Below are 22524 nucleotides of genomic sequence, written 5' to 3'. Positions count from 1 at the left end.
CTCCTCCCGTTGCCCTTTCTTGGACAATCGGTTGCGTTTCAAAACCCGTTCAGTCTGCCTTTATTGACAGCAATGTCAACGGGCTTTCGCCAACTTCCCGGAATCTAGCGCTATTTTCGATCGAATCTCAACCCCGAATCCGGGCCAATAGACTTTTCTTACGCGCGCTATTGCCTGACTTCATAACGTTGCGGCGAAACAGTAAAACGCTGAAACGGATGATGATCAGCGTAAACATCGCCTGCCATATGAGGGCTAAGCCATGCTGCCAGATATTGTCCATCTGTGCTGCCCGAGCTATCATTGCAAAAGGCGAACTGAAGGGGAAGACGACCGCAAACCATTCGACGGGTTCACCCAATTTGGTGACGGTGAAAGCGGCCAAAAAGAATACCAAAAGTTGTCCCATAGTGACGGGCATGGAAAGGGTTTGAACCTCCCTCACCGTTGTTGCCATAGCGCCGATGCCCAGAAACAAAGAGCCCAAGAGCAAATAGGCCATGGAAAAATAGAGCACCATCAGGACACAGAATAAGGGCCAGCCCACCGCGGGCGCTGGCAGATCGGGAATACCTTCTGCGACAACAGATACACCGACAAAACCCAAGGTTGACCAGACGGTAATTCCAACCAATGCCATGCCCAGCATGGCGAATAGTTTGCCCAGAAAAATAGCATCCATCGGAATGGCTGCCGCCAATATTTCGATGATCTTATTGGTTTTTTCTTCCACCAGATTGGACAGAACCATACCCGCGAGGATCATGGTGAGCAGGATCAAGATAATCTGCCCGCCCTGTGCAGTAGCAATCTGCGTTCGTTTCTTGGAGCTGCCGGTCGCAGCCACGAAATCGGTCTTTACAGCAACGGGATTCGATCCTGCTAATGCAGTTTCGGAAAGCAGCGCCACTTTGCCGCTCCAGCGTTTCACGTCTCGCTCAGATCCGGTGAGTAACGGCGCTTCCAGGGAACCCGAAATGATTGCGGTTAACGGTTTAGATGCGGTATCGAGCCTTGCCCTGATGTCGGGATCATTGGGGGCGACGCCATCCAAAACCAACAGTTCCGGTATGGCGTTATTACCCAGGCTTTCGGATAATGCAGCCCGCGCGTCAGCCAGCTTTGCTGCTTGTGCCTCTTCAAGCGCTACTCCAATAACCGGCCGATCAATATCCTGCCGAACCTGTTGGCCCAGTCCGCCTGCGGCTATACCGATGATAAGCGGAAAGAGCGGGCCGAGCAGAAAGAAGAAAAAGGATTTGGAAAAAATGATCGCTGTGAAATCGCGGCGCGCGATAACGAAGGCAGCACGGATAGTTTCAATCATGCGGCTTCTCCCTGCAAGCCGGCATCGGCGGCGAGATCTTCTTCCATCTTCTTGGCTACAGCCTCGCCAGCAATATGGACAAAGGCATCGTGCAGTCCGGGGCGTTCAATCGACAGAGACTGAATGCCAGCATCGCCTTCAATCAGCGCGCGCAGCAAAGGTTCGACGCCGCTTTCGGGCAAGGTAAAATGCCAGTTATGCCCCAATGGTTCGCAATCAGCCGGAATTGCCGATCGCCACGGCCCATCAATATTGCGCGTCTCCAGATGCACCTGCGGGCGCAGTCGGTCACGGGCGGTGGATACCTTGCCGGTAAACGGGATTTTCCCGTTGGCAACGATCGCAATTTCTTCGCACAGCCGCTCGGCATGGGCGATTACATGGGTTGAAAAAATAACCGTCACACCTTTATCGGCCTGTCCGCGAATCAAGCGCTCCAGCTTGCCCTGGTTCAGGGCATCAAGACCGGAAAACGGCTCATCTAGGATGATGAGATCGGGCTCGTGGACAATAGTGCCAAGCAGTTGCACCGTCTGGGCCATGCCTTTCGACAATTGGCGGATCTGCTTATCCGCCGCATCGCCCAGACCATGATCTGCCATCATCTGTCGTCCCCGCTTGCGCCCTTCGGCCAAGGGCAATCCGCGCAGCGCGCCCATGAAAGCGATGGCGTCATAGGCCTTCATCGATTGATATAAACCGCGTTCCTCAGGAAGATATCCGACTTGATGGGCTTTGCTGATTGGATCGGGAGAGCCGAGCAGAAACCGTTCACCTTCATCCGGGTCAATAATGCCCAACAACATCCGCAAAGTCGTGGTTTTGCCAGCCCCATTGGGACCTAAGATACCGAAAATGCTACCCTTCTTGATGGTCAGATCGATACCATCGACAGCAGTCTCACCGTCAAATCGTTTCACGATATTATGGGCTTCGATGGCGTTGGGGGATTTATGTTCTTGTGCGCTGGAAGTCATTTACGGCTTTCCTAATGGGACGCGGTGATTGATAATGGCTCTCTATGGCTGATGACAAGTTAAGAATAACCAAAAGCCTCGAAAAAAGGGCGCGTGACGAAGGCTTCACCGCCTTTGGTATCGCGCCTGCGAGCCTTGCTCCAATAACGGCCAAACGTCTCAAAGCTTGGCTGGCCGGCGGGCAGCATGGTGATATGATCTGGATGGAAAGCCGCGCCGATGAGCGCGCCGATCCGCAAACCTTATGGTCAGATGTGCGTTCCGTCATCATGTTGGGGATGAGCTATGCGCCAGCGCGCGATCCATTTGCGCTCGCTGACGTGGAAGACCGCGGCCGAATATCGGTCTATGCGCAGGGCAAAGACTATCATGATATTGTCAAACGCGCGCTAAAACGTCTGGCACGCGGATTGCTCGAATCCACAGACTGTCCCGATGGCACGCAGGTTAAGGTTTTCGTCGACACAGCCCCGGTCATGGAAAAACCATTGGCAGAAGCGGCTGGCTTGGGTTGGCAGGGCAAACATACCAATCTGGTCAGCAGAGAGCATGGCAGCTGGCTGTTCCTTGGCGCGATATACACGACGTTGGAGCTTGAACCATCGAGTAGCGGCCGGGACAGTTGTGGCAGTTGTTCCGCCTGTCAGGATATCTGCCCAACCAATGCCTTCCCGGAACCTTATCAATTAGACGCAAAGGCCTGCATTTCTTATCTGACCATAGAATCAAAAGGTCCGATCCCACGTCAGTACCGAAAGGCGATGGGCAACCATATCTATGGCTGCGACGATTGTTTGGCGGTTTGCCCATGGAACAAATTTGCCGTCGCCGCCGCAGCAAACAAGGCCTTTTTGCCTCGCGCCGAACTTGCGGCACCTGCGCTTGCGGACTTGCTTGCGATGGACGATGCCAGCTTCAGGACAATATTTTCCGGATCACCGATCAAGAGATCCGGCCGCAACCGGATGGTTCGCAACTGCCTGATTGCAGCGGGTAATAGCGGGGACGCAAAATTGATCCCGGCGGTTACCGCATTACTGGATGACGAAGATAATGTTGTGCGGGGTTCTGCCGCTTGGGCCTTGGCGCAGCTTGATCCCGACCGGTTTGAGCAGGAAAAGGACAGCAGATTGTCAAAGGAGCAAGACGCAGATGTCTTGCTGGAATGGAGAGCAGTTGACTCTAGCGAACCCGTAACGCGTTGACGCAGGATACGCGATCAACCTCCGCGCCATCGCTGCGGCGCGCATCGATATGGGTTACACGTCCTTCACCCCCGCTTTTTTGCGGATAGAGATAAGCATCCAGGATACATGCACCGCTGGAAAACTGTAATTTCCGCGCCGGCGGTTCAACAACATCCGCTTGGGGATTGCCGAACAAGCGCTTCAGCTGGTTCGCGGTTTTGCCCATGACGAGTTCCAACCCTTGCACTTTGTTGAGCGGGGACGCGGTGGCGGTGGGTAGGGCGGGACTATCAACCGCAGTCGCCGATACACAGGCGCCAAATGCCGGCAGAGTGAGTAAGATGAATAGCTTGCGGATCATATCAATTGCTCTCCTCCGGGCGATTAGCATCGGCCCTGTGAACCAGATGCGTAGCCATAGCGGCTCCCAAAACCGGTGCAAGAAAATTGACAAAAGGGACAGCCATCAACAGCGCGATAGCCAGTCCGAGCCCAAAACGGGTCAGCTTGCTGAGCCGCCAGCGATCGTCCAGCACCGCAATATTTTCGACATGGCGCGCGGCCACCATATCCTGCAGATCACGGCCGATAAGGATGGCGTTGACTGCAAAAAAAGCGAGGGGTGCACCGATGCCCGTGACAAGCAGGAAGATATAAATTGGCGATGCCAGGATATTATAACCAATCGCCCTGCCAACCGACGCCAGACCCATTTTGAGACCCAGTGCATAGCTCGGCGGCTTCGCTTGCTCTGCGCGCGCGGGATAGTGGCGGGCTTCTACCGCATCCACAATATCATCTGAAAATATGTTGAGCACGAAAATGGCAATGACACGAAACAGGAAAATGGCGGTGAGTGCGGTGATGATGAAGGCCACAGCCGCAGCCGCAAAGCCGCCACCTTCCAAGGGTGTCAGGGCGAGGATCCATGCCAACAGGAAATAGGCGCCAACCCCGAATGTCGCCAACAGCAACAGCGATATCAGAAACACTTTCAAAAGCAGGGACAATATCCGCCGGTCCGAAAGCTGACCGATGGAAAGAAGAAAGGCATCAACCATTACAAACCCTTGTCATGAAATTGCACGCTGGGTCAATTCTACTTGAACCGGACAGCGCTTGCCCCTAACGCACAGCGCTTACACGTTCCCCATATAAGGACATGTTTATGACCACAGATGCCCGTTATGATATTGTTGCTGTTGGCAATGCGATTGTTGACGTTATCGCGCAGGCGGATGACGCTTTTCTTGAGGAAGAACAGCTAACTAAGGGGTCGATGACGCTGATCGATGCGGAACGTGCCACACAACTCTATCGTGATATGGGCGTGGCCCGTGAAATCAGTGGTGGTTCTGGTTCTAACACCTTGGCCGGTGCTTCCACATTGGGGCGGCAATGCGCTTTGATCGCTCAAGTGGCTGATGATCAGCTTGGGGAGGTGTTCACTCATGACATCCGTGCAACCGGAATTGATTTTGATGTTCCGCCGCTCGGGAAAGAACCGCCAACAGCGCGCTGCTTGATCTTGGTTACACCGGACGCACAGCGGACAATGAATACCTTTTTAGGAGCTTCCCAATTTCTGCCGCCCGCTTCTGTTGATGCCAATTTGATAGCAGGCGGTGCCATCCTTTATCTTGAAGGATATTTATGGGATGCCGAAGAGCCCAAAGCGGCCATGGCGCTCGCGATCGACATTGCGCACCAGAATGATCGTAAGGTTGCCTTCACGCTGTCAGACGGCTTTTGTATCGAACGCCACCGGGACGATTTTACGCGGCTGATTAAAGAAGGCTCGATCGATATTTTGTTCGCCAATGAAGCAGAAATCAAATCGCTCTGCGAAACAGATGACTTTGATGCAGCAGTGGCGCAAACCGCGGCTCAGGTCGAAACACTGGTTGTGACGCGCAGTGAAAAAGGGGCAATTGCTGTACAAGATGGCAAGACTTATGCCGTTGCCGCAGAACCGGTCGAGAAAATTATCGATACAACCGGTGCTGGCGATCTCTTTGCTGCTGGTTTCCTGAGCGGATATATTGAGGAGCGGTCTTTGGAAGATTGCCTGACAATCGGTGCGATTGCTGCAGCCGAGGTGATTTCGCACTATGGCGCACGGCCAGAAACGGATTTGCGGGAACTGGTGAAACAGCGTTTGGGGTAAATATTAGTAACTGTCGATCGGTCAGCCATTCATTTTGAATAGTTTGCGGTCTTCCGGTCCAAAACCCCATCGCCAGATAATCCAGGCATAGCTGCCCAATATCATGGGAATTCCGATAATCAATTCGGCCCATTCTGGTAAATAAGTGGCCAGATAGCCGACGGCTGTCCCCGCCATGACCGCGAACACCAAGGACCAGCGCCAGCCGTTGACCGGTGCCTTGAGCAGTTTCGACAGGAACACGGCTTTGACAACAGAAGCATAGCCCAGTGCGACCATCAAAGCGGCAGCCACAGCAGCGGCCTGGAATAGCGGCGGCAATCCCATGCGCATGCAAATTTGGATGAAGGCCACGCTGAGAGCAGCTTGTAGCAACAGCATGGAAAGTGAGATCAGCAAATTGCGATGGCGAGCGATATAGACCAGCGCTGCTTCACTAACCACGGCGGTCGCCGCCACAGCCTCTGCGGCCAAAAGGAACGCGAGTGCGCCTGTGCCGCCGACGAAATTGGGACCGACCAGTCCCATGACGGCTTCACCAGGAATGGCGAGGGCCAGCGCAATACCCGCTTGCGCAGCGATAATCCAGAAACCCACCTGGCTGACTTGATTGGCAATGGCCTTCATATTGCCGGCTTCCAAATTGCGGGTGATGACGGGTCCCAAAATCGGGTCAAAACTGGTTTTGAGTTTCTGAGGCAAGCTGGCGACTTGTTGCGCGATATAATAGATACCCACCACAGCAGGGGAGGCGAACAGGCCAAGGATCGCGAGATCCAGCCGCCGGGATCCCCATTCGGCGGCGTCGGCTGCGGCTAGCGGCATATTTTGTCGGGCCAGTTTGGCGAGCGCTATTGGCTTTGGCCGCCAACCCCACGGCAGGCCGTAGCTTTTCAGCAGCGGCCATAGTGATGCAATCAACGCCGCAATCATTGATACGACATAGGACAATATCAGGCCATCTCTCAGCGAATAGTAAGAGAATAAGAAAGCGGCGATACTGATGGTCCAGGGTTCAACAATTGCGCGTGCGCGGACGGTGGATGCAATATCATAGCGATAGGCCAGCGCGGCCAGCGCAATATCCGCACCGGCAATTGTGAAAATCACCAACGGCAAAAACCGGTCGAGACCGTTTATTTCGCTGTTTGGAAACATGATCTGCGGAACCAGGATAAGCAATATTGCCCCAATCATGGAGGCGAAAAGACTGACCAATAATCCGTCCCAAACAACGTGGACATGCGGTCTTTCTGTCCGGCTTAACTGCTCCGCAAGGCCGCGTTTCAAGCCAAGTGTGGCAAGCTGCGCGACGAATTCGATGACCAAAATCGCATAAGCAAAGCGGCCCAGGGCTTCCGCCCCATATATGCGGCCAGCGATGAACAGAAACGGGAGGCGTGCGGCCAAGCGCAGCAAAAAACCAAAAACATTGGTGCGGCCGCCTTTTGCCAGCGCAGCGAGATCCTCTGTATCGGTCTCCTGATCCTTAGTGCCGGAAGCGGCTTTATCACCAGACATTGCTACCTTTTCAGATAACGGGTCCGACGATGCGCCTGATGATTCCGGGCTAGTCAAAAATTTGTCTCCGGTTGATGAACGTGTTCATAAAAGTGGTGTTGAGATTGAACGCCCGGCCTTACCGCACTCGATCCGGATTGTCATCTTTTGTGCTAGCGCTGCTCGGCAACCAGGGGGCGCCCCATAAGCTGTGCGACGATCGACTGGGAATCTGTTTCGCCGGCCAGCAAAGCGCAAACTGCGTCAACTATGGGCATGTCGATGCCGCGTCTTCTGGCATCGCGCTGTAATTCCGGTGCGGTTGCTGCGCCCTCGGCGACGGTAGCTCTGTCGGTCAGAAGTGCTTGCGCCGATTGACCTTCACCCAGCCCCTTGCCCAATGAAAAATTGCGCGAGCTGATGGAAGAACAGGTAAGGACCAGATCTCCCAGGCCGCATAGTCCGGAAAGCGTTTCTGCCCTTGCGCCCCTAGCCGTGCCATAACGCAGCATTTCTGCAAAACCGCGGCTGATGATCGAAGCACGAGCGTTTTGGCCGAGGCCGGCACCTTCGACAATGCCGCAGCCGATAGCGAGTACATTTTTTACCGCACCGCCAATTTCAGCACCGATAATGTCATTGGAAAAATAGGGGCGAAATGTCGATTTCGCGATCAGCGGATAAAGCTTTTCCCAGGTTGCCTCGGTATCACAGGCTAATGTCAGAGCTGTGGGAAGACCCTGGGCAACCTCATGGGCGAATGTTGGCCCTGAAAGAACCGCCAAGGGATTGTCGGGGCGGCTTTCTTCAACAATCTCGCTCATCAATTGTTGTGTCGCCTCTTCAATGCCCTTGCTGCACAGAACCAAAGTGGTTCTGCTATCCGGCAGGTCCTGCAGACTTGCACGAAGATGCTGTGCAGGCGTCACAATCAGAAGGGCATCGCATCCCGCAAGCATATTCATATCCTGCGTTGCGAGAATATTCTCTCTGAGCATATGTCCCGGCAGAAAGCTCTGATTTTCGTGTTTTTTGTTGATCTGTTCAACAACATCCGGCTCCCGGGCCCAAAGCAGCAGTTCCTTTTGTCCTTCTGAAAGAACCTGTGCCAGGGCGGTGCCCCAGGCACCGGCACCGATCACCCCAATTTTGGCACGTTTTTCGGTCATGCTTTCACACCGGCCCCGCGTGCCTTTTCGGCATCGGGATCAAGTGGCCAGCGCGGCCGTGCGACAAAATCGAGCGGATCGGTAAACCCGGCGGCAAACCGTTCTGCACCTGCCCAAGCGATCATCGCAGCATTATCAGTGCATAGCCAAAGGGGCGGCGCGGTAAACTGCATGCCGTGGTCCGCCGCCAGTTGTTCCAGCATAGCGCGGATAGGGCCATTGGCTGCCACGCCGCCAGCAACCACGAGATGGGGCGCGGGTCCATGATCGCCAATTGCTTTTTCCAACCGGTCTTTCAAACAATCCACGGTTGCTTGTTGAAAGGAAGCGGCAATATCTTCTGCCTTATGTTCACCGCTCTGGTGCGCCCGAACCACGGCGCTCTTCAGTCCGGCAAAAGAAAAATGGGGATCTTTGGATCCTTTAAGCGGTCGGGGCAGGGGAACGGCATCGGCATCGCCCGTTTTGGCAATTGCTTCAACTTTTGGACCGCCAGGATAGCCAAGACCCAATATTTTTCCAGTCTTATCAAAGGCTTCTCCAGCGGCATCATCAATTGTGGTGGCCAGCCGCCGATAGTGCCCGACGCCTTCTACGCGCAATATCTGACAATGTCCGCCAGATGCGAGCAACAGCAAATAAGGAAATTCCAAATCCGGGTTGGCAAGACGCGGGGAAAGCGCATGGCCCTCAAGATGATTGACAGCGATTAACGGTTTATCCGCCGCCATCGCAAGCGCCTTGCCAGTCACCAGCCCGACCATCACTCCGCCTATCAGGCCTGGACCAGCAGTTGCCGCGATAGCATCCACATGATCCAGCGTTAATTCAGCCTCGACCAAAGCAGCTTCGATCAGCGGTGTTATGATTTCGGCATGTGCGCGGGCAGCAATCTCGGGGACCACGCCACCAAAAGGTGCGTGTTCCGCTTCCTGGCCCGCCAATTTATGGGCCAAAATCTCCCGGTCCGAAGTGACCAATGCGGCGGCTGTTTCATCACAGCTCGATTCAATGCCCAAAATTATACTCATATCTCTTTTACTTAAGCCATGGTGGGATTAGGACAAGGGTTATGACTAGTCATGGCGATAGCAAAACAAAATTAAAGGCCGGTGTGGAACGACCTTTACGGATGGGTACGCGCCAATCCCCGCTTGCCATGATCCAGGCGGAGATGGCCGCCGCGGCGATATTGTCCGCACATGGCTGGCGCCCGGAGCAGGTAGAACTGGTTCCGATGGTCGCGACAGGAGACAAGATTCAGGATCGAGCGCTTGCGGATGTTGGCGGTAAGGCGCTGTGGACCAAGGAGCTGGACCGGGCTCTGCATGATAGTGAAATTGATTGTGCGGTACACAGTATGAAAGATGTCGAGACGTTGCGTCCCGATAGCTTTGTTATCGGCGCAATGATGGAACGTGCAGATATTCATGACCGATTGATTGGCGCAGAAAGCGTGATTGCTTTGCCGCCAGGTGCGATTGTCGGCACCGCTTCCCCTCGACGGAAAGCACAGTTGCTGCGTCTGCGTAGTGATCTCGACATTCGCCTTATTCGCGGCAATGTTCAAACCCGATTGAAGAAAATCGAAGATGGCGAATATGCCGCGACACTTTTGGCTGGGGCTGGTCTCGATCGTCTGGATATGACAGAGATCGGGCACGAGATATCTGACGACATCATGCTGCCAGCACCCGCCCAAGGCGCGATCGGTATTGAAGCGCGGACGGATGCCAAACATGTGCGTCGCCTGCTGAAGGAAATTTCCTGTACGCGTACATCCCGCGCTGTGACTGCAGAACGAATGTTTCTGAAAGAACTAACCGCTGACTGTCACAGCCCGGTTGCGGCACTTGCTACAGTGGATGGGCTGCGGGTGCATTTGCGGGCGGAAATATTGTTGCCGGATGGTAGCGAGAGTGTCAGCGGTACATCTGATTTTGACAGCGGCGATGTAAAGGCGCCGGCTCGGCTAGCCCGTAAGTTACTCGGCCAGGCCAGTGCAGATCTAAAAGCTATTTTTGGGCGATGACGCTTTCAGTTCTAGTTCTGCGACCGATTGAGGGCGCTCGGAAAACAGCACGGCGAGCAGAAGAAATCGGTCTAACAGTCAATATTGACCCGCTATTTGTGATCGAATCCATGGATTGGAAAGCCCCGCCCGCGTCGGATTTTGATGCTGTAATGGTGACCAGTGCCAATGGCGTGCAATATGCAGGGGCAGAACTTTCGAACTATAAGCAATTGCCATTTTTGGCCGTCGGCGAAGCAACGGCGGCTGCGGCTCGGCAAGCGGGCTTCAATGTGGTTGAAACAGGCAGCGGTGGAGCGATTGATCTTTTGCAATCATTGCCCGCTGATCGCTATTCTCGGATATTGCGACTCACCGGCAAAGACCATGTAAAGCTGGTGCCATCAGGGCGGGAAATCACCCTTTGCAGGGTCTATCAAGCACGCGCATTGCCCTTAGGAGCCATAGCCCAAAAGGCACTAAGACAAGGTCAGGTGGTTTTGCTCTATTCAGTTCGCGCGGCAAAAATATTGATCACCGAGATGGATCGACTGGATCTGGATCGGTCGATTAATTATGTCGCCGCATTGTCGCCCAATATTGCGCAAGCCGCGGGAAGCGGCTGGAAAAGCAAGCAGATCGCCGATCAGCCGACGGACGATGCTTTACTGTCTCTGGCAGGGCGACTATGTCTGCCATGAATACAAAAATGCTATTTTGGGACCGCGATTAGCGCGGACAAGCAGGACCTAGGGAAGTTGAATGAGCCGGGACTATGAAAAAATCGCCTCGTCGGGCGGAAAAAGCAATTTGACCCGGAACGTTCTGGTGTTGATGGTGGTTGCCTTCGTTGGCGGCGCTATTCTGACCGGCTGGATATTTTCGCGCTATAATCCTTTTGACAATACGGATGAAGCTGCGGCTAGCGTTACAACAGCGCAAGCATCGGGCGCAGCTGATCCAGCGACGGCTTTGGCCAAACGCATTGACGCCGATGGAACCGTATTGCCGCCTCCGCCCGTAAAACCTGTGCCAACCGAAATTCCAGCGCTTACACCCGACAAGGAGAGAGCACTGGCCGTGCGTGTTGCCGATCTTGAGGACCGGTTATCGCGGATCAATGTCCAGGCGCAAGCGGCCTCAGGCAATGCCGCACGGGCCGAAGGCCTTCTGATCGCCTTTGCCGCTCGGCGCGCTCTCGATCGTGGATCGCCGCTGGGCTATATCGAATCGCAGTTACGACTGCGATTTGGTGATGCCCAACCCAAGGCGACCACTACTATTATCAATGCATCGCGAGAACCAGTGACACTGGAGGAATTAGCGACAGGCTTGGACGATATTGGCCCATCATTGACCAGCGGTTCCAGCGGCGAGGGATTCTGGACTGATTTCAAGCGGGAAATGTCCGAGCTATTCGTGATCCGCAGGGACGGAACGCCATCACCGGTACCGCAGCAGCGGCTCATCCGTGCAAAGCGCTATGTTGAAAATGGGAATGTTGATGCGGCCATTGCCGAGATTGAAAAATTACCGGGCACTAACAGTGGCAATGAACTAACCAATCAATGGATGGAGAAGGCGCGGCGTTATAATGAAGCGCGGCGTGCATTGGATGTCATTGAGACAGCAGCGATATTGGAGCCGCAGCAATTGCGCACGGCCGAAGGAGAAAGAGTTGATCAGCCTTCACCGCTTGCTCCAGTAACGCCGATACCGGCGCCTTGAATGCCTATTCGGGTTTTAGGAACAAGTCCGCTAATGTCTGTGGTACCCGCACTGGCCTGCCGCTCTGCTGATCGATAATAGCCCAATTGGTCTTGGCCGATACTTTCAGCTTTCCATCGACACCCGTAAAACTGACATTGCGCCAAAAACGCGCACCTTTGGGCGGATCGGATATCCAGGTGCGACCGGTAACGGTCTCGCCCGCGCTGACATTGCCGCGATAGTCGATTTCATGGCGACTCACGACCCAGATATAGCGCTCAACATATTCCGGCGGTGCGATCGCGCTCCAATGGGCCGTTGCCATATCCTGAATCCAGCGCACCCAGACGGCATTATTGACGTGGCCTAGCTCGTCAATATCTTCCGGCTGCGCTGTTATTTCCAGGACATGCTCGCTCATTTCTCAGATTCGGTCACGCCCAATTGCCAGAGAATAAAGGCAAATTCCTCTGCCGTCTCCTCAACCCGGTTCCAGCGTCCCGACTTACCGCCATGGCCCGCTCCCATATTGGTTTTGAGCAACAGGATATTGTCATCCGTCTTGGTTGCGCGCAGCTTGGCCGCCCATTTAGCCGGTTCCCAATAGGTCACGCGCGGATCGTTGAGTCCGCCAGTAATCAGCATCGGTGGATAATCCTGCGCGCTCACCTGATCATAGGGCGAATAGCTGCGTATATATTCAAAGGCGGCCTTGTCGGTTATCGGATTGCCCCATTCCGGCCATTCACCAGGGGTGAGCGGCAGGCTTTCATCCTGCATCGTGTTGAGCACATCAACAAAGGGGACATGGGCAACAATTGCGCCCCAGAGATCAGGATCACTGTTGACGACCGCACCCATTAGTTCGCCGCCGGCAGACCCGCCAGAAGCGCTGATCCGGCCCTTGCTTGTATAGCCTTTGTCGGCCAATCCTTTCGCGACATCGACAAAATCGTTGAACGTATTGGTGCGCTGCATCAGCTTGCCCTGCAGATACCAGTTACGGCCCAGATCATCCCCTCCGCGAATATGGGCGATCGCGTAAACAAATCCGCGATCAACCAGTGAAAGGCGGGTGGTCGAAAAGCTTGGCGGCACGGCATAGCCATAGGCGCCATAAGCATAGAGATGCAGCGGTGCACTGCCATCCAGCTTGGTGCCATTTTTATAGACCAGGGATACGGGAACCATAGCGCCATCGCGTGCCTCTATGGTCAGGCGTTCCGTTGTATATTGGCTGGCGTCATAGCCGGACGGAATTTCCTGTACTTTCAGCGTTTCCAGCGCCTTGTCGGTGAGCGTGTAGTCATAGACCGTATCGGGCGTGACCATGGATTCATAGCTTAGCCGGAGCTTGCTGATTTCATATTCCGGATTGTTATCCAGTCCGGCATTGTAGCTGGCCTCGGGAAATGCGATGCGTTCTATCTTGTTGGGATCAGCATAGGACCGGATTTCAACCTGATCGAGACCATTTTCACGCCCTTCTGTGACATAGAAATCCTTAAAAGCGGTCATGTCCGTCAGATAAAATGCGTCGGATCCGGCGATCAGGGTCTCCCATTCACCAGGCTTGTCCAACGATGCAGTCGCCAGCCGGAAATTCACATGATCATCATTGGTGAGAATATAGAGCGTTCCCTCATGTTCCTCGACCGAATATTCCCGGCCTTTCTTTCGCGGGGATATGAGAATTTGTTCCCCGGTTGGATTGTCGGTGGGGATCAGCCGCACTTCACTGGTTTCATTGTCACCGGTAGAAATCGCTATAAATTTTTCTGACTGGGTCAGGCCAACGCCCGCCGTGAAGCCCAGTTCTGGCTCTTTGTATATCAAGACATCGTCGCTTTGCTTGGTGCCGAGACGATGCATGAATATCTGGTCAACGCGCCAGTTTTCATTGACCAAACCATATAGAAGGCTTTTTGCGTCCGCCGAGAAAACGATGTTACCGATAGTACCTTCTATTGAAACGTCGCCCCACTTGCCACTCGCACCACAGACTTCATCTGGCAGGTCCACTGAATCGTCCAGACAACGGAAACGGACAGTATATCGTTCGGAACCATTCGTATCCGAACTATAAGCCATCAGACTTCCGTCTTTGCTGATGGTCAACGCGCCTAGCCGGAAAAACTCTTTGTCCTTGGCGAGTTCGTTTTCATCGAGAATGAGCTGGTCTTCACCACCCGCGACCGGTTTGCGATACCATTTCCTATATTGCGCCCCTTCGTCAAAAGCAGTCCAGTAAATCCAGTCACCGTCCTTTTGTGGTACCGTGCTTTCGTCTTCCTTGATCCGGGCCCGCATTTCCTTGAACAGTTTATCGGTCAGCGCTTTTTGCCCGGCCATATTCTGTTCGAACCACTTATTTTCCTCTTTCAGGTAATCGAGCACATCTTCGTCATCGATTTTGGGATAGCTCTGATCCTTGAGCCAGTGATAGGGATCGCTGATGGTATAACCATGGCGCTCGTAACTATAGGGTCGCTGCTCAGCGATGGGCGGTTTTTCCATTTTTTTCGTGGTCTCTTCTGTTTGAGATTGTGCATATGCCGGCATAGCGGACAGATTCAGGGCCAATATCAGGGGTAAAAATATCTGTTTCATAGCGCCTCTCTTTGGGGAAATTGGTGGCGGAAATCGTCTGAAACACCTATGTGTCTGCTAAAGCGCTATTTCAAGGAGTTTCACAGCCAATGTTGATGTCGACCTATGAAGCAAGGCTCGCAGCCTTGCGCGAGCAAATGGCAAAAGATGGCCTAGACGGCTTTGTCGTTCCGATTTGTGACGAGCATATGAGCGAATATGTCGGCGATTATGCGCAGCGCCTGGCTTGGCTCACAGGCTTTGGCGGCTCGGCCGGATCTGCCGTTGTGCTGAAAGACAAGGCCGCGATTTTTGTGGATGGTCGCTACACCATCCAGGTCCGGGATCAGGTTGATGGCAATCTCTATGAATATGTTGGCACGGCCGATCAGAGCGTGATCGAATGGCTCGGTGAGAATGCACCTGAAAATTCTACGATAGGTTATGATGCATGGCTGCATACACAAGACTGGGCCAAGTCAGCCAAAGCGAAAATCGCTAAGCAAAATGCCAAATTGGCGGCTGTGAAGACCAATCCCATTGATACAGTGTGGGAAGATCAACCAGAACCGTCACTCGCCAAGCTGGATGTGCAACCGGACGAATTTGCAGGCAAAAGCGCTGCCGACAAGCGCGGTGATATTGCCGCATGGCTCAATAAGGAAGGCCTTGATGCAACGGTGATTGCAGCGCTAGATTCCGTGGCATGGGCCTTTAACATTCGTGGGCAAGATATTGCCAACACCCCGGTTCCGCGCGGTTATGCGATTGTGAAATCGGACGGTAATGCGGAGCTGTTTGTGGCGCCGGAAAAACTGACGGATGAAGTCAGGGTGCATCTCGGTAATGCGGTTGCGCTTCGTGACTACAGCGAATTTCCTGATGCTTTGGCGGAATATGAAGGCAAGAAGCTTGGCGTCGATCCGGAACGGTCGGTGGCCGCGATATTTGAACAGCTGGAAGGCGCTGGCGCACATATTGTTAAAAAGCGCGATCCGACCGTCTTGGCCAAAGCAATCAAAAATGAAACCGAGGTCAATGGCCACAGAGCGGCCCAGGCACGTGACGGTGCGGCGCTGAGCCAATTTCTACACTGGTTTGCACAGGAAGCGCCCAAAGGCGGCCATGACGAACTGTCGGTTGCGGCCAAGCTCGCCGAATTTCGCGGACAATCGGACAAGCTGATGGATCTGTCTTTCCGAACCATTTCAGGTGCCGGACCCAATGGCGCGCTGTGTCACTATAGCGTGAATGAAGAAACCAATCGCAAGATTGAAACCGGTACGCTTTATCTCGTCGATAGCGGCGGACAGTATCGCGATGGCACCACCGATGTCACACGCACTATGGCGGTGGGTGAGCCCACGGCAGAGATGGTCAAGCGTTATACGCAGGTACTGCAAGGCCATATCGCTTTGGCAACGGCGGTCTTCCCCAAAGGCACCACCGGCGGACAGCTTGATATATTGGCGCGACAATATCTGTGGGCCGATGGCGTCGACTATGCCCATGGCACCGGACATGGCGTGGGGGCCTATCTGTCCGTGCATGAAGGACCACAGCGAATTGCCGCTTTCGGCGGATTTGCGGAACCTCTGGTGGCTGGCATGATCTGCTCCAATGAACCCGGCTATTATAAGGATGATGCGTTCGGTATTCGGATTGAAAACCTGATTTTGGTGGAGGAACGCGCTGTGCCCGCGGCGGAGCAGGATATGCTGGGTTTTGAAACCTTAACCTTCGCGCCGCTGGATCGATGCCTGATTGATGTCTCCATTTTGTCCAAAAGCCAACGACAGTGGGTTGACGATTATCATGCACAGGTGCTTGAAATTGTCGGCCCGCAAGTGGAAGGCGACGCCCATGATTGGCTTCAGGAGCAATGCGCGCCGCTATGATCTGACTATTAACGTGCTTCGCATGATGGGTGAAGCACCCCTACCGACGGACAAATTTCTTCATGACAACAGATGTTAAAGACCCGCGCGCCGGCTTTCGGCTGATCACTCCCGTCCGCGTGCGCTATGCGGAGGCGGATATGCAGGGCATTGTGTTTAATGCAAATTATCTTGCTTTTGCGGATATCGGCGTGACGGAGTATTTTCGCGAGCTTGTTGGTGCAACTGGCAATGAAGATTCGCCCGGCAAATTTCTTGAACTATTTGGCGGTGACAACTGGGTACGCCATGCTGAAGTCGATTTTCGCGCTCCGGCCAAGGCGGACGACCTGATCGACGTTTGTTTGCGCATCACCCGATTCGGCCGGACCAGCTATTCTGCCATCGCGCATATCGTACGCGATGATATGCTGCTGAACATAGTTAAACTGACTTATGTCTGGTTTGATCCAACGACAGAAGAAGTCACGCCCGTGGCGCAGAGTTTTATCGATGCTGTAACGGATTTTGAGATTATTGAGCCCGAACGGGCTGTCGTTGCTGCCTAACGCCCCGAAATGCTGACCTTTACTCTGGGTCGGTCGATTTCATATCCTTGGCCTGCGCTTTGCGTCGCCGCAAATTGGCGCGCAATTGTTCGGCAAGCCGGTCCGCTTTCTCGGCTTCTTTACGCTGTTTTTCAGACTTGGGTTGTGGTTTGGGCATCGCAAATATTTGCCAGCAGATCATCAAAATTGCAACTGCGCTTGACAAGTCCTTAACCCTTTGGCCATAGGCGCGGGGCTTGGAGCAGATCGCTCCTCGCAATCAAAATCAGTGCTGCTGTAGCTCAGTGGTAGAGCGCGTCATTGGTAATGACGAGGTCGGGAGTTCAATTCTCCCTAGCAGCACCATTTTTTCTTCAATTTTTGCGCGTCCTAAGATTGCGACTGGCTTCGGAGGATTAATCGCTTTTTCTTAGAGGGTTATGCCAGCGCAGCGATAACGGCGTGCGCCAGAGACCCTTTTGGCCTCGTAGAAATAGGCGCAATATGGCCCTTATCTCTAGAGGCCGATTTGGCGTCCTCGGATGCAGTTTGAATTTGGAGTGGTTTCGGCCGCTTCAAGCGAACCCGAGCTGCTTCCGCTGTTCGGCCCAGTCGAACGGGATATTACCGTTACGTAGCAACTGACGGGCCGAGATTTGTGGTGGCTGGCAGCCATTGATAATCGCAGAGACAATGTCAGGAGCAAGATAGCTTAGCCTGGCAAGCTTGCTCAGGTGCTCTTTGCTGTATCGGCCCACGAACTCGGATTCAGCATCATCGATCAGATGCTCCCTGGCCGCGAAGGCCTGTGCCATCAGTTTGAGCAGGGACGGATCGGCAATTCGCTTTGCGGACTTGCTGTCCGGTGACAGGGCCAGTTTCAGCTCATTGCCCCTTCGGACGAGTTTGACCTCGACCGAGATGGATTGGACTGCACCGTCCGGATCAGGCTGCAGCGATATGCCGATCTCTTGCTTACGGAGCTCAACATTTGTATTCCATTCAATCAGCAGCTTTCGTTTTTCAGGAACAGTCAGACCAGGCAGGATTGTGGCCCAGTTCTTGTATCGCTTGCGTTTCTCCGCGAGTTCATTCGGGCAAGCTTCCTCTGGCTGTGCATCGGTCCGGAAATGGTGAGCAATGGCATCAATAACAAAACGATCAATGTCACCAGCTGGCAGTCGCCACTTCGATGCACTGTCTTGGTTTGGGCTGATCCGAGTGGCATAATAGCTGTATCGCTTGGATCCTTTCTTGCCTGCTGCCGGTGACATTTTCCTCCCCTCAGGATCGGTGATCATTCCCGCAAGCAGGCTAGGGTTTTTCGCTCTTTTGCCCAGGGTCTTGTCGAGACAGTTCTTAGCAAGAGTGGTCTGAACCCTTTCAAAAACATCCTCTTCAATGATGGCTTGATGTTCACCATCATAGACGCGGTTCTTGTGCCGGACTTTGCCGATGTAGATAGGGTTTTTGAGGAGCACCGCGAGGGGGCCAGTACCAAAGCAAACGCCGCCTATGGTTTTCCCAATTCTTCAATGTCCGCTTGCGGGTGCGAATGCCTTGCCGGGCAAGATGACCGGAGAGCTTAGGGATGGATCTGATCTCCAAATAGGTATGGAAAATGTGCCTCACGTCTTGCGCTTCGTCTTCACGAGCCAACAGTTTCCGATCCTCGACCCTGAAGCTATGAGGCACTGCACCGCCCATCCACATGCCATTCCTCTTGGAAGCGGCAATCTTGTCCCGGATGCGTTCGGACGTAACTTCACGTTCAAACTGGGCAAAGGATAACAGGACATTGAGCGTCAAACGTCCCATGCTCGTGGTAGTATTAAAGCTTTGCGTGACACTGACAAAGCTCGCGTCATGTTCATCGAGAATTTCCACAATCTTGGCAAAGTCGGCTAATGATCGGGTTAACCGGTCCACCTTGTAAACCACGATGATATCTACTTTGTCAGACTTGACGTCTGACAGAAGCTGCTGAAGGGCAGGGCGGTCCATCGAGCCACCCGACCATCCACCATCATCATATTGTTCCGTCTCTGCTTCCCAGCCTTCGCTGGCCTGGCTCAAGACATAGGCGCCACAAGCTTCTCGCTGGGCATCCAGACTGTTGAAATCTTGCTCCAAACCTTCCTCAGTGGATTTGCGTGTATAAATAGCGCAACGCAGAACCCTTCGATCAGTCATTGTTGACCGCTTTTGGTTTGTATTCACTTCGCTTTCGAAGACCAAAGAACCGAGGCCCTGATCAGTGCGCTCCAGTGATTTCTTCAGCTATCTGGGAAAGGCTGTTGTATTGGCGCCCCTCATACTCAAAGCCTTCATCACAAACGAGAACATGATAATTTCTGCCCTGCCAGCTGCGGGTTAACCTTGTGCCAACCTTGAGCGCGATTTGCGTTCTGGTCCCGATCCTTCCGCTTCTGATCAGCTGTCCGGTGATCCGGTCGATTTCTCGCAAAGTTGGAAGCTGCAGCTTACCGCGCGTACGTTCTTGCAAGCGGTGGGCAATCCTGCACCGGAGCAAATCTGGGCTGACATCCGGCGCAGGGCGGCGATAGACATCCTGCCACATCGCGCGAAGTTGGGCAGGAGGCATTGTCTTCAATGCTGCCAGCTGTTTGTCGAGCACGGTCACGATGCTCTTGCCTCTGACTGCTCAGCAATCCGATAGACTGTTTCATCGTCTCGATGCTGTTCGCGTACAACCAGATAGCTTCTCTTTCGGAGACCGGTAAGAAAAGCGCGAATGCTATGCGGTTTCCAGTTTGTGGCTTTGCCGATCTCATTGATGCTCGAACCATTGCCTCGAACAAGCAGCGCGATGACTTTTGCAGATTTGGTCTTGGGTTTGGACGTTGCCATGTCGGGTCTCCAGTTTGGCGCTGGGTTATCCAGCGCTTCCACTGACCCAAGCCGCGGATGACCTCAAGGGCGCGGCGGCGGTCCACATCAGTCGTGTTCGGCAACAGCAGCAATGCTCGGAACAGCATCGAAGTCCAGTCGAAAGTTCACAAAGATGTCAAAGCTACATGTGGGCTTCTAGCGCTGGATGAGCGTTAATTGAGGCATGATCAAATTGGATGAAATCGATCCCTGAAAAGCGCGATCGGGGTTATTCACTCTTGTGACAGCGCGTTTGGAAGATGCGCATGTATCGGCTGTGCGTGGCCAACATAGCGCGAGTGATCAATCTGAGTGTTGAAACCGCTGGACGACCTGATTGATCAAGCCAACCAGATAGAAATCCTGTTGATGGCGATTGGAGCTACTCGGGAATGACCGCTTTGCGCTTCGGTTTCCGGTTTCCGCTTTATCCCAAATGCGGACATAAAACGAGCGGTTCAATCTTGCATCGGAACTGCACGCCTTAGTATCGGGATTCAAGTTCGCGATCGCTTGTTCGATGAAGGTCGATTGTGTTCGCGTTCAGGTGCGTTCCAGATGTTGCAAATTATTGGGTATCGGATTTCAAGAACTTTGATGTCCGAGCTGCTGGCCAACAATGTTAAAATTCGGCGAAACATTGCTAACCATCAATATATGTATATATTTACAGGCTAGTAAATATTGATAGGCATTTGTTTTGATGGATCAATAATGGATAGGGTGGGGTCTTATGTTTGACGTGGCGCAGCATTCTCAAGCAAAAAATAACAAGCGTTTTTTGCTGGCAACTGTGTCTGGAAACATCTTCTTTCATGAGAGACGATGCCCCAATTTTATTGCCCTTTTGTTGGCAGCTTCGGCGATGGGTTTGATCAATCCAGTCAATGCTCAAACGACACCGGATTCAGGGTCAATTCTCCAGGAAACTGAACGGGATGATTTAACGCTTCCTCCGCGCGACAACGACGAAGGAGTTCCTAGTCCAAATGATCTAGGCTCCGAAACACAGCTGAGCGGTGAATCTGTTTATATTGCGAATTACAATATAACTGGGAACACCAAATTATCGTTGGCCGACATTCAGGCTGTTCTTGCCCCTTTTTCTGGGCGTGAGATTACTATGGGTGAGTTGCAACAAGCGGTTGATACGCTGACGGCCCATTACCGTTCAAAAGGCTATCTTACTGCGACTGTTCTTGTGCCTCCGCATTTCATTAAGGATGGGGTGGTTAATCTTCGCGTGGTTGAAGGGTTTCTGGAGCCCGATGGTGTCTTGGTCGACGTGGTCGGAACAGGGTTGAACCAGAACTATGCGGACAAGATTGTCAGGAATGCACTAAAGCCCGGTGAAGTCTTTAACGAAGAAACGGTCGATCGCGCTTTGCTACTTTTGCGAGATACCCCAGGTGTTTCGGCAAGCGCTGTCATATTGCCTGGTACCCAAACTGGTGGCGGGCGCTATGTAGCCAGGGCTGAACGCACGCAGCAATTTACCGGCTATGTCGCATATAATAATTTCGGCAGCGCCGGTACTGGTAAGAATAAATTTTCTTTTGGTTTTGATGTTAACAGCCCTACCGGCAATGGTGAGCGGTTACGTGCTCGGTTTGTTACTACAGGCGACACTTCTTTTTACGGATTTGGTGAGCTGTCCTTACCGATCGGTTATTCAGGTCTAAGAGGCGCTATTTCGGTTAGCAATTTGCACTATGAACTGGAAAATGAGTTTCGCGCTCTGAGACCAGAAGGTGATGCGTTTAACATTCGGGCATCTCTTAGTTATCCCATAATTCGCAGCCGCAGCAACAATCTGGGTGCTTCTATCGAGTTTGAGCATCTGTCGCTCGAAGATGAAGAGCTTGGAGTGAAATTTTCTGAACGGAAACTGGACCTGGTGACGGCCGTTCTTGCGGGAAACAATCTTGATCAGTTTGGCGGGGGCGGCTCAACAAACTATTCCTTTGGGGCAACAGCCGGTTCAGTCGATCTAGATGGCGTCCCAACTGCCGCATTGATTGACACACTGACGGCAAGAACACAGGGAGATTTCCTTCGGTTCAATGCAAGTGTTTCACGCCTTCAGCGTCTAGCAGGGAACTGGTCTGCATTGGTTTCACTCAGCGCACAAAAAGCAACGGGTAATCTCGATTCCTCGCAACAGATTTCCCTCGGTGGTCCGCAAAACCTGACGGGCTATCCACTGGGAGAAGTTTACGGTGATTCCGGTGTCGTTGCACATTTTGATATTCGATATGATATTCACAATGCGCCCTGGGGTGGCCACTTTCAGGTTGCCACAAATTTTGCTATAGGAAAGATCATATTGCGCGAAGACCCATTTGCCAGTTCGCAACCGGGTAATCCACTGATTGAGAATTCATTCTCGCTGAGCAGTGTTGGGCTAGGATTGAACCAGAATTGGAATAACAAGCAAATTATTCGGGCAATGGTTGGCTGGCAACTGAAAGAAAGCCCAACCCGGAATCCGGTGACCGGCGAAAATCGTGACTTTTCGGACAGTGACGTACGGTTTTGGATACAGTCGATTTTTCGATTTTGAGCATTCC

Annotated in this window: 22 protein-coding genes and 1 tRNA gene; 9 read left to right on the top strand and 14 right to left on the bottom strand. The window is 53.2% G+C overall.

From position 1 onward, the window contains the following. Nucleotides 1–127: 127 nt before the first annotated feature. Both BS29_RS15680 and BS29_RS15675 read right to left on the bottom strand, forming a co-directional pair. Entirely contained in the window at nucleotides 128–1327 is a 1200-nt protein-coding gene (locus BS29_RS15680) for an ABC transporter permease (RefSeq protein ID WP_229954568.1), read from the bottom strand. Further along, nucleotides 1324–2304: an ABC transporter ATP-binding protein gene (locus BS29_RS15675; protein ID WP_229954567.1), complete on the bottom strand. Its 981-nt coding sequence runs from the start codon at nucleotides 2302–2304 to the stop codon at nucleotides 1324–1326. The genes BS29_RS15680 and BS29_RS15675 overlap by 4 nt, the downstream gene beginning before the upstream one ends. Nucleotides 2305–2348: 44 nt before the next feature. Here BS29_RS15675 and queG point away from each other — a divergent pair, with 44 nt between their 5' ends. After that, entirely contained in the window at nucleotides 2349–3509 is a 1161-nt protein-coding gene (gene queG, locus BS29_RS15670; protein ID WP_229954566.1) for a tRNA epoxyqueuosine(34) reductase QueG, read from the top strand. On the opposite strand, the gene BS29_RS15665 is transcribed toward queG, so the two are convergent. Together BS29_RS15665 and BS29_RS15660 are read right to left on the bottom strand one after the other, a co-directional pair. Next, entirely contained in the window at nucleotides 3487–3852 is a 366-nt protein-coding gene (locus tag BS29_RS15665) for a hypothetical protein (protein ID WP_229954565.1), read from the bottom strand. The two genes, queG and BS29_RS15665, sit on opposite strands and share 23 nt — an antisense overlap. 1 nt (nucleotide 3853) lies before the next feature. Next, nucleotides 3854–4552: an EI24 domain-containing protein gene (locus BS29_RS15660; RefSeq protein WP_229954564.1), complete on the bottom strand. Its 699-nt coding sequence runs from the start codon at nucleotides 4550–4552 to the stop codon at nucleotides 3854–3856. A gap of 107 nt (nucleotides 4553–4659) precedes the next feature. On the opposite strand from BS29_RS15660, the gene BS29_RS15655 reads away from it, so the two are divergent. After that, nucleotides 4660–5658, top strand: a complete 999-nt coding sequence (locus tag BS29_RS15655; RefSeq protein WP_229954563.1) for an adenosine kinase — start codon at nucleotides 4660–4662, stop codon at nucleotides 5656–5658. Nucleotides 5659–5679: 21 nt separating this feature from the next. Here the strand turns inward: BS29_RS15655 and BS29_RS15650 are convergent, their stop codons facing one another. The 3 genes from BS29_RS15650 to tsaD all read right to left on the bottom strand — a co-directional run bounded on the left by BS29_RS15650 (nucleotide 5680) and on the right by tsaD (nucleotide 9358). Next, nucleotides 5680–7179 carry a lipopolysaccharide biosynthesis protein gene (locus BS29_RS15650; protein ID WP_229954562.1) on the bottom strand — a complete coding sequence of 500 codons (1500 nt, stop codon included), beginning with the start codon at nucleotides 7177–7179 and terminating at the stop codon, nucleotides 5680–5682. A gap of 152 nt (nucleotides 7180–7331) precedes the next feature. After that, nucleotides 7332–8327: an NAD(P)H-dependent glycerol-3-phosphate dehydrogenase gene (locus tag BS29_RS15645; protein ID WP_229954561.1), complete on the bottom strand. Its 996-nt coding sequence runs from the start codon at nucleotides 8325–8327 to the stop codon at nucleotides 7332–7334. After that, complete coding sequence (tsaD, locus tag BS29_RS15640) at nucleotides 8324–9358, bottom strand: tRNA (adenosine(37)-N6)-threonylcarbamoyltransferase complex transferase subunit TsaD (protein ID WP_229954560.1); 1035 nt, start codon at nucleotides 9356–9358, stop codon at nucleotides 8324–8326. The genes BS29_RS15645 and tsaD overlap by 4 nt, the downstream gene beginning before the upstream one ends. Nucleotides 9359–9399: 41 nt before the next feature. On the opposite strand from tsaD, the gene hemC reads away from it, so the two are divergent. The 3 genes from hemC to BS29_RS15625 all read left to right on the top strand — a co-directional run bounded on the left by hemC (nucleotide 9400) and on the right by BS29_RS15625 (nucleotide 12066). Further along, nucleotides 9400–10359: a hydroxymethylbilane synthase gene (gene hemC / locus BS29_RS15635; protein ID WP_229954559.1), complete on the top strand. Its 960-nt coding sequence runs from the start codon at nucleotides 9400–9402 to the stop codon at nucleotides 10357–10359. Then, nucleotides 10356–11039: a uroporphyrinogen-III synthase gene (locus tag BS29_RS15630; RefSeq protein ID WP_229954558.1), complete on the top strand. Its 684-nt coding sequence runs from the start codon at nucleotides 10356–10358 to the stop codon at nucleotides 11037–11039. The genes hemC and BS29_RS15630 overlap by 4 nt, the downstream gene beginning before the upstream one ends. Before the next feature lie 61 nt (nucleotides 11040–11100). Then, the gene (locus BS29_RS15625; RefSeq protein WP_229954557.1) at nucleotides 11101–12066 is read left to right on the top strand and encodes a mitofilin family membrane protein; all 966 of its coding nucleotides are present in this window, start codon (nucleotides 11101–11103) and stop codon (nucleotides 12064–12066) included. Between the two features lie 4 nt (nucleotides 12067–12070). Here BS29_RS15625 and BS29_RS15620 read toward each other — a convergent pair whose 3' ends face one another. Continuing rightward, on the bottom strand, nucleotides 12071–12469 hold the full coding sequence (locus tag BS29_RS15620) for an acyl-CoA thioesterase (RefSeq protein ID WP_229954556.1): 399 nt from the start codon (nucleotides 12467–12469) through the stop codon (nucleotides 12071–12073). Further along, entirely contained in the window at nucleotides 12466–14610 is a 2145-nt protein-coding gene (locus BS29_RS15615; RefSeq protein ID WP_229956884.1) for a S9 family peptidase, read from the bottom strand. Before BS29_RS15615 ends, BS29_RS15620 begins: the two co-directional genes overlap by 4 nt. 143 nt (nucleotides 14611–14753) lie before the next feature. On the opposite strand from BS29_RS15615, the gene BS29_RS15610 reads away from it, so the two are divergent. Further along, nucleotides 14754–16535, top strand: coding sequence for an aminopeptidase P family protein (locus tag BS29_RS15610; protein ID WP_229956883.1), 1782 nt, complete (start codon nucleotides 14754–14756; stop codon nucleotides 16533–16535). Nucleotides 16536–16597: 62 nt separating this feature from the next. Next, entirely contained in the window at nucleotides 16598–17083 is a 486-nt protein-coding gene (locus BS29_RS15605; RefSeq protein ID WP_229954555.1) for an acyl-CoA thioesterase, read from the top strand. 19 nt (nucleotides 17084–17102) lie between these two features. Here BS29_RS15605 and BS29_RS15600 read toward each other — a convergent pair whose 3' ends face one another. Then, nucleotides 17103–17240: a hypothetical protein gene (locus tag BS29_RS15600; RefSeq protein ID WP_229954554.1), complete on the bottom strand. Its 138-nt coding sequence runs from the start codon at nucleotides 17238–17240 to the stop codon at nucleotides 17103–17105. A 113-nt stretch (nucleotides 17241–17353) separates the two neighbouring features. Between BS29_RS15600 and BS29_RS15595 the strand changes: the two genes are divergently transcribed. Beyond that, nucleotides 17354–17428: transfer RNA gene (locus BS29_RS15595), tRNA-Thr, on the top strand. Nucleotides 17429–17637: 209 nt separating this feature from the next. Here the strand turns inward: BS29_RS15595 and BS29_RS15590 are convergent. The 4 genes from BS29_RS15590 to BS29_RS15575 form a co-directional block, all read right to left on the bottom strand. Continuing rightward, nucleotides 17638–18543 carry a recombinase family protein gene (locus BS29_RS15590; RefSeq protein WP_229954553.1) on the bottom strand — a complete coding sequence of 302 codons (906 nt, stop codon included), beginning with the start codon at nucleotides 18541–18543 and terminating at the stop codon, nucleotides 17638–17640. Then, nucleotides 18485–19255 (bottom strand): recombinase family protein, encoded by a 771-nt coding sequence (locus tag BS29_RS15585; RefSeq protein ID WP_229954552.1) that lies wholly within the window; start codon nucleotides 19253–19255, stop codon nucleotides 18485–18487. The genes BS29_RS15590 and BS29_RS15585 overlap by 59 nt, the downstream gene beginning before the upstream one ends. 61 nt (nucleotides 19256–19316) lie before the next feature. Continuing rightward, entirely contained in the window at nucleotides 19317–19706 is a 390-nt protein-coding gene (locus BS29_RS15580) for a DUF2924 domain-containing protein (protein WP_229954551.1), read from the bottom strand. Then, nucleotides 19703–19933: a DUF3489 domain-containing protein gene (locus BS29_RS15575; protein ID WP_229954550.1), complete on the bottom strand. Its 231-nt coding sequence runs from the start codon at nucleotides 19931–19933 to the stop codon at nucleotides 19703–19705. Before BS29_RS15575 ends, BS29_RS15580 begins: the two co-directional genes overlap by 4 nt. Nucleotides 19934–21026: 1093 nt before the next feature. On the opposite strand from BS29_RS15575, the gene BS29_RS15570 reads away from it, so the two are divergent. Next, nucleotides 21027–22517 carry a ShlB/FhaC/HecB family hemolysin secretion/activation protein gene (locus BS29_RS15570; RefSeq protein WP_229954549.1) on the top strand — a complete coding sequence of 497 codons (1491 nt, stop codon included), beginning with the start codon at nucleotides 21027–21029 and terminating at the stop codon, nucleotides 22515–22517. Nucleotides 22518–22524: the final 7 nt, after the last annotated feature.

Origin of the sequence: Parasphingorhabdus litoris DSM 22379, from assembly GCF_020906275.1 — a bacterium.
In the GTDB taxonomy this organism is placed as follows: Bacteria; Pseudomonadota; Alphaproteobacteria; order Sphingomonadales; family Sphingomonadaceae; genus Parasphingorhabdus; species Parasphingorhabdus litoris.
Note: the sequence above shows the minus strand (reverse complement) of the source record. Positions and strands in the feature narration are given on the sequence as shown.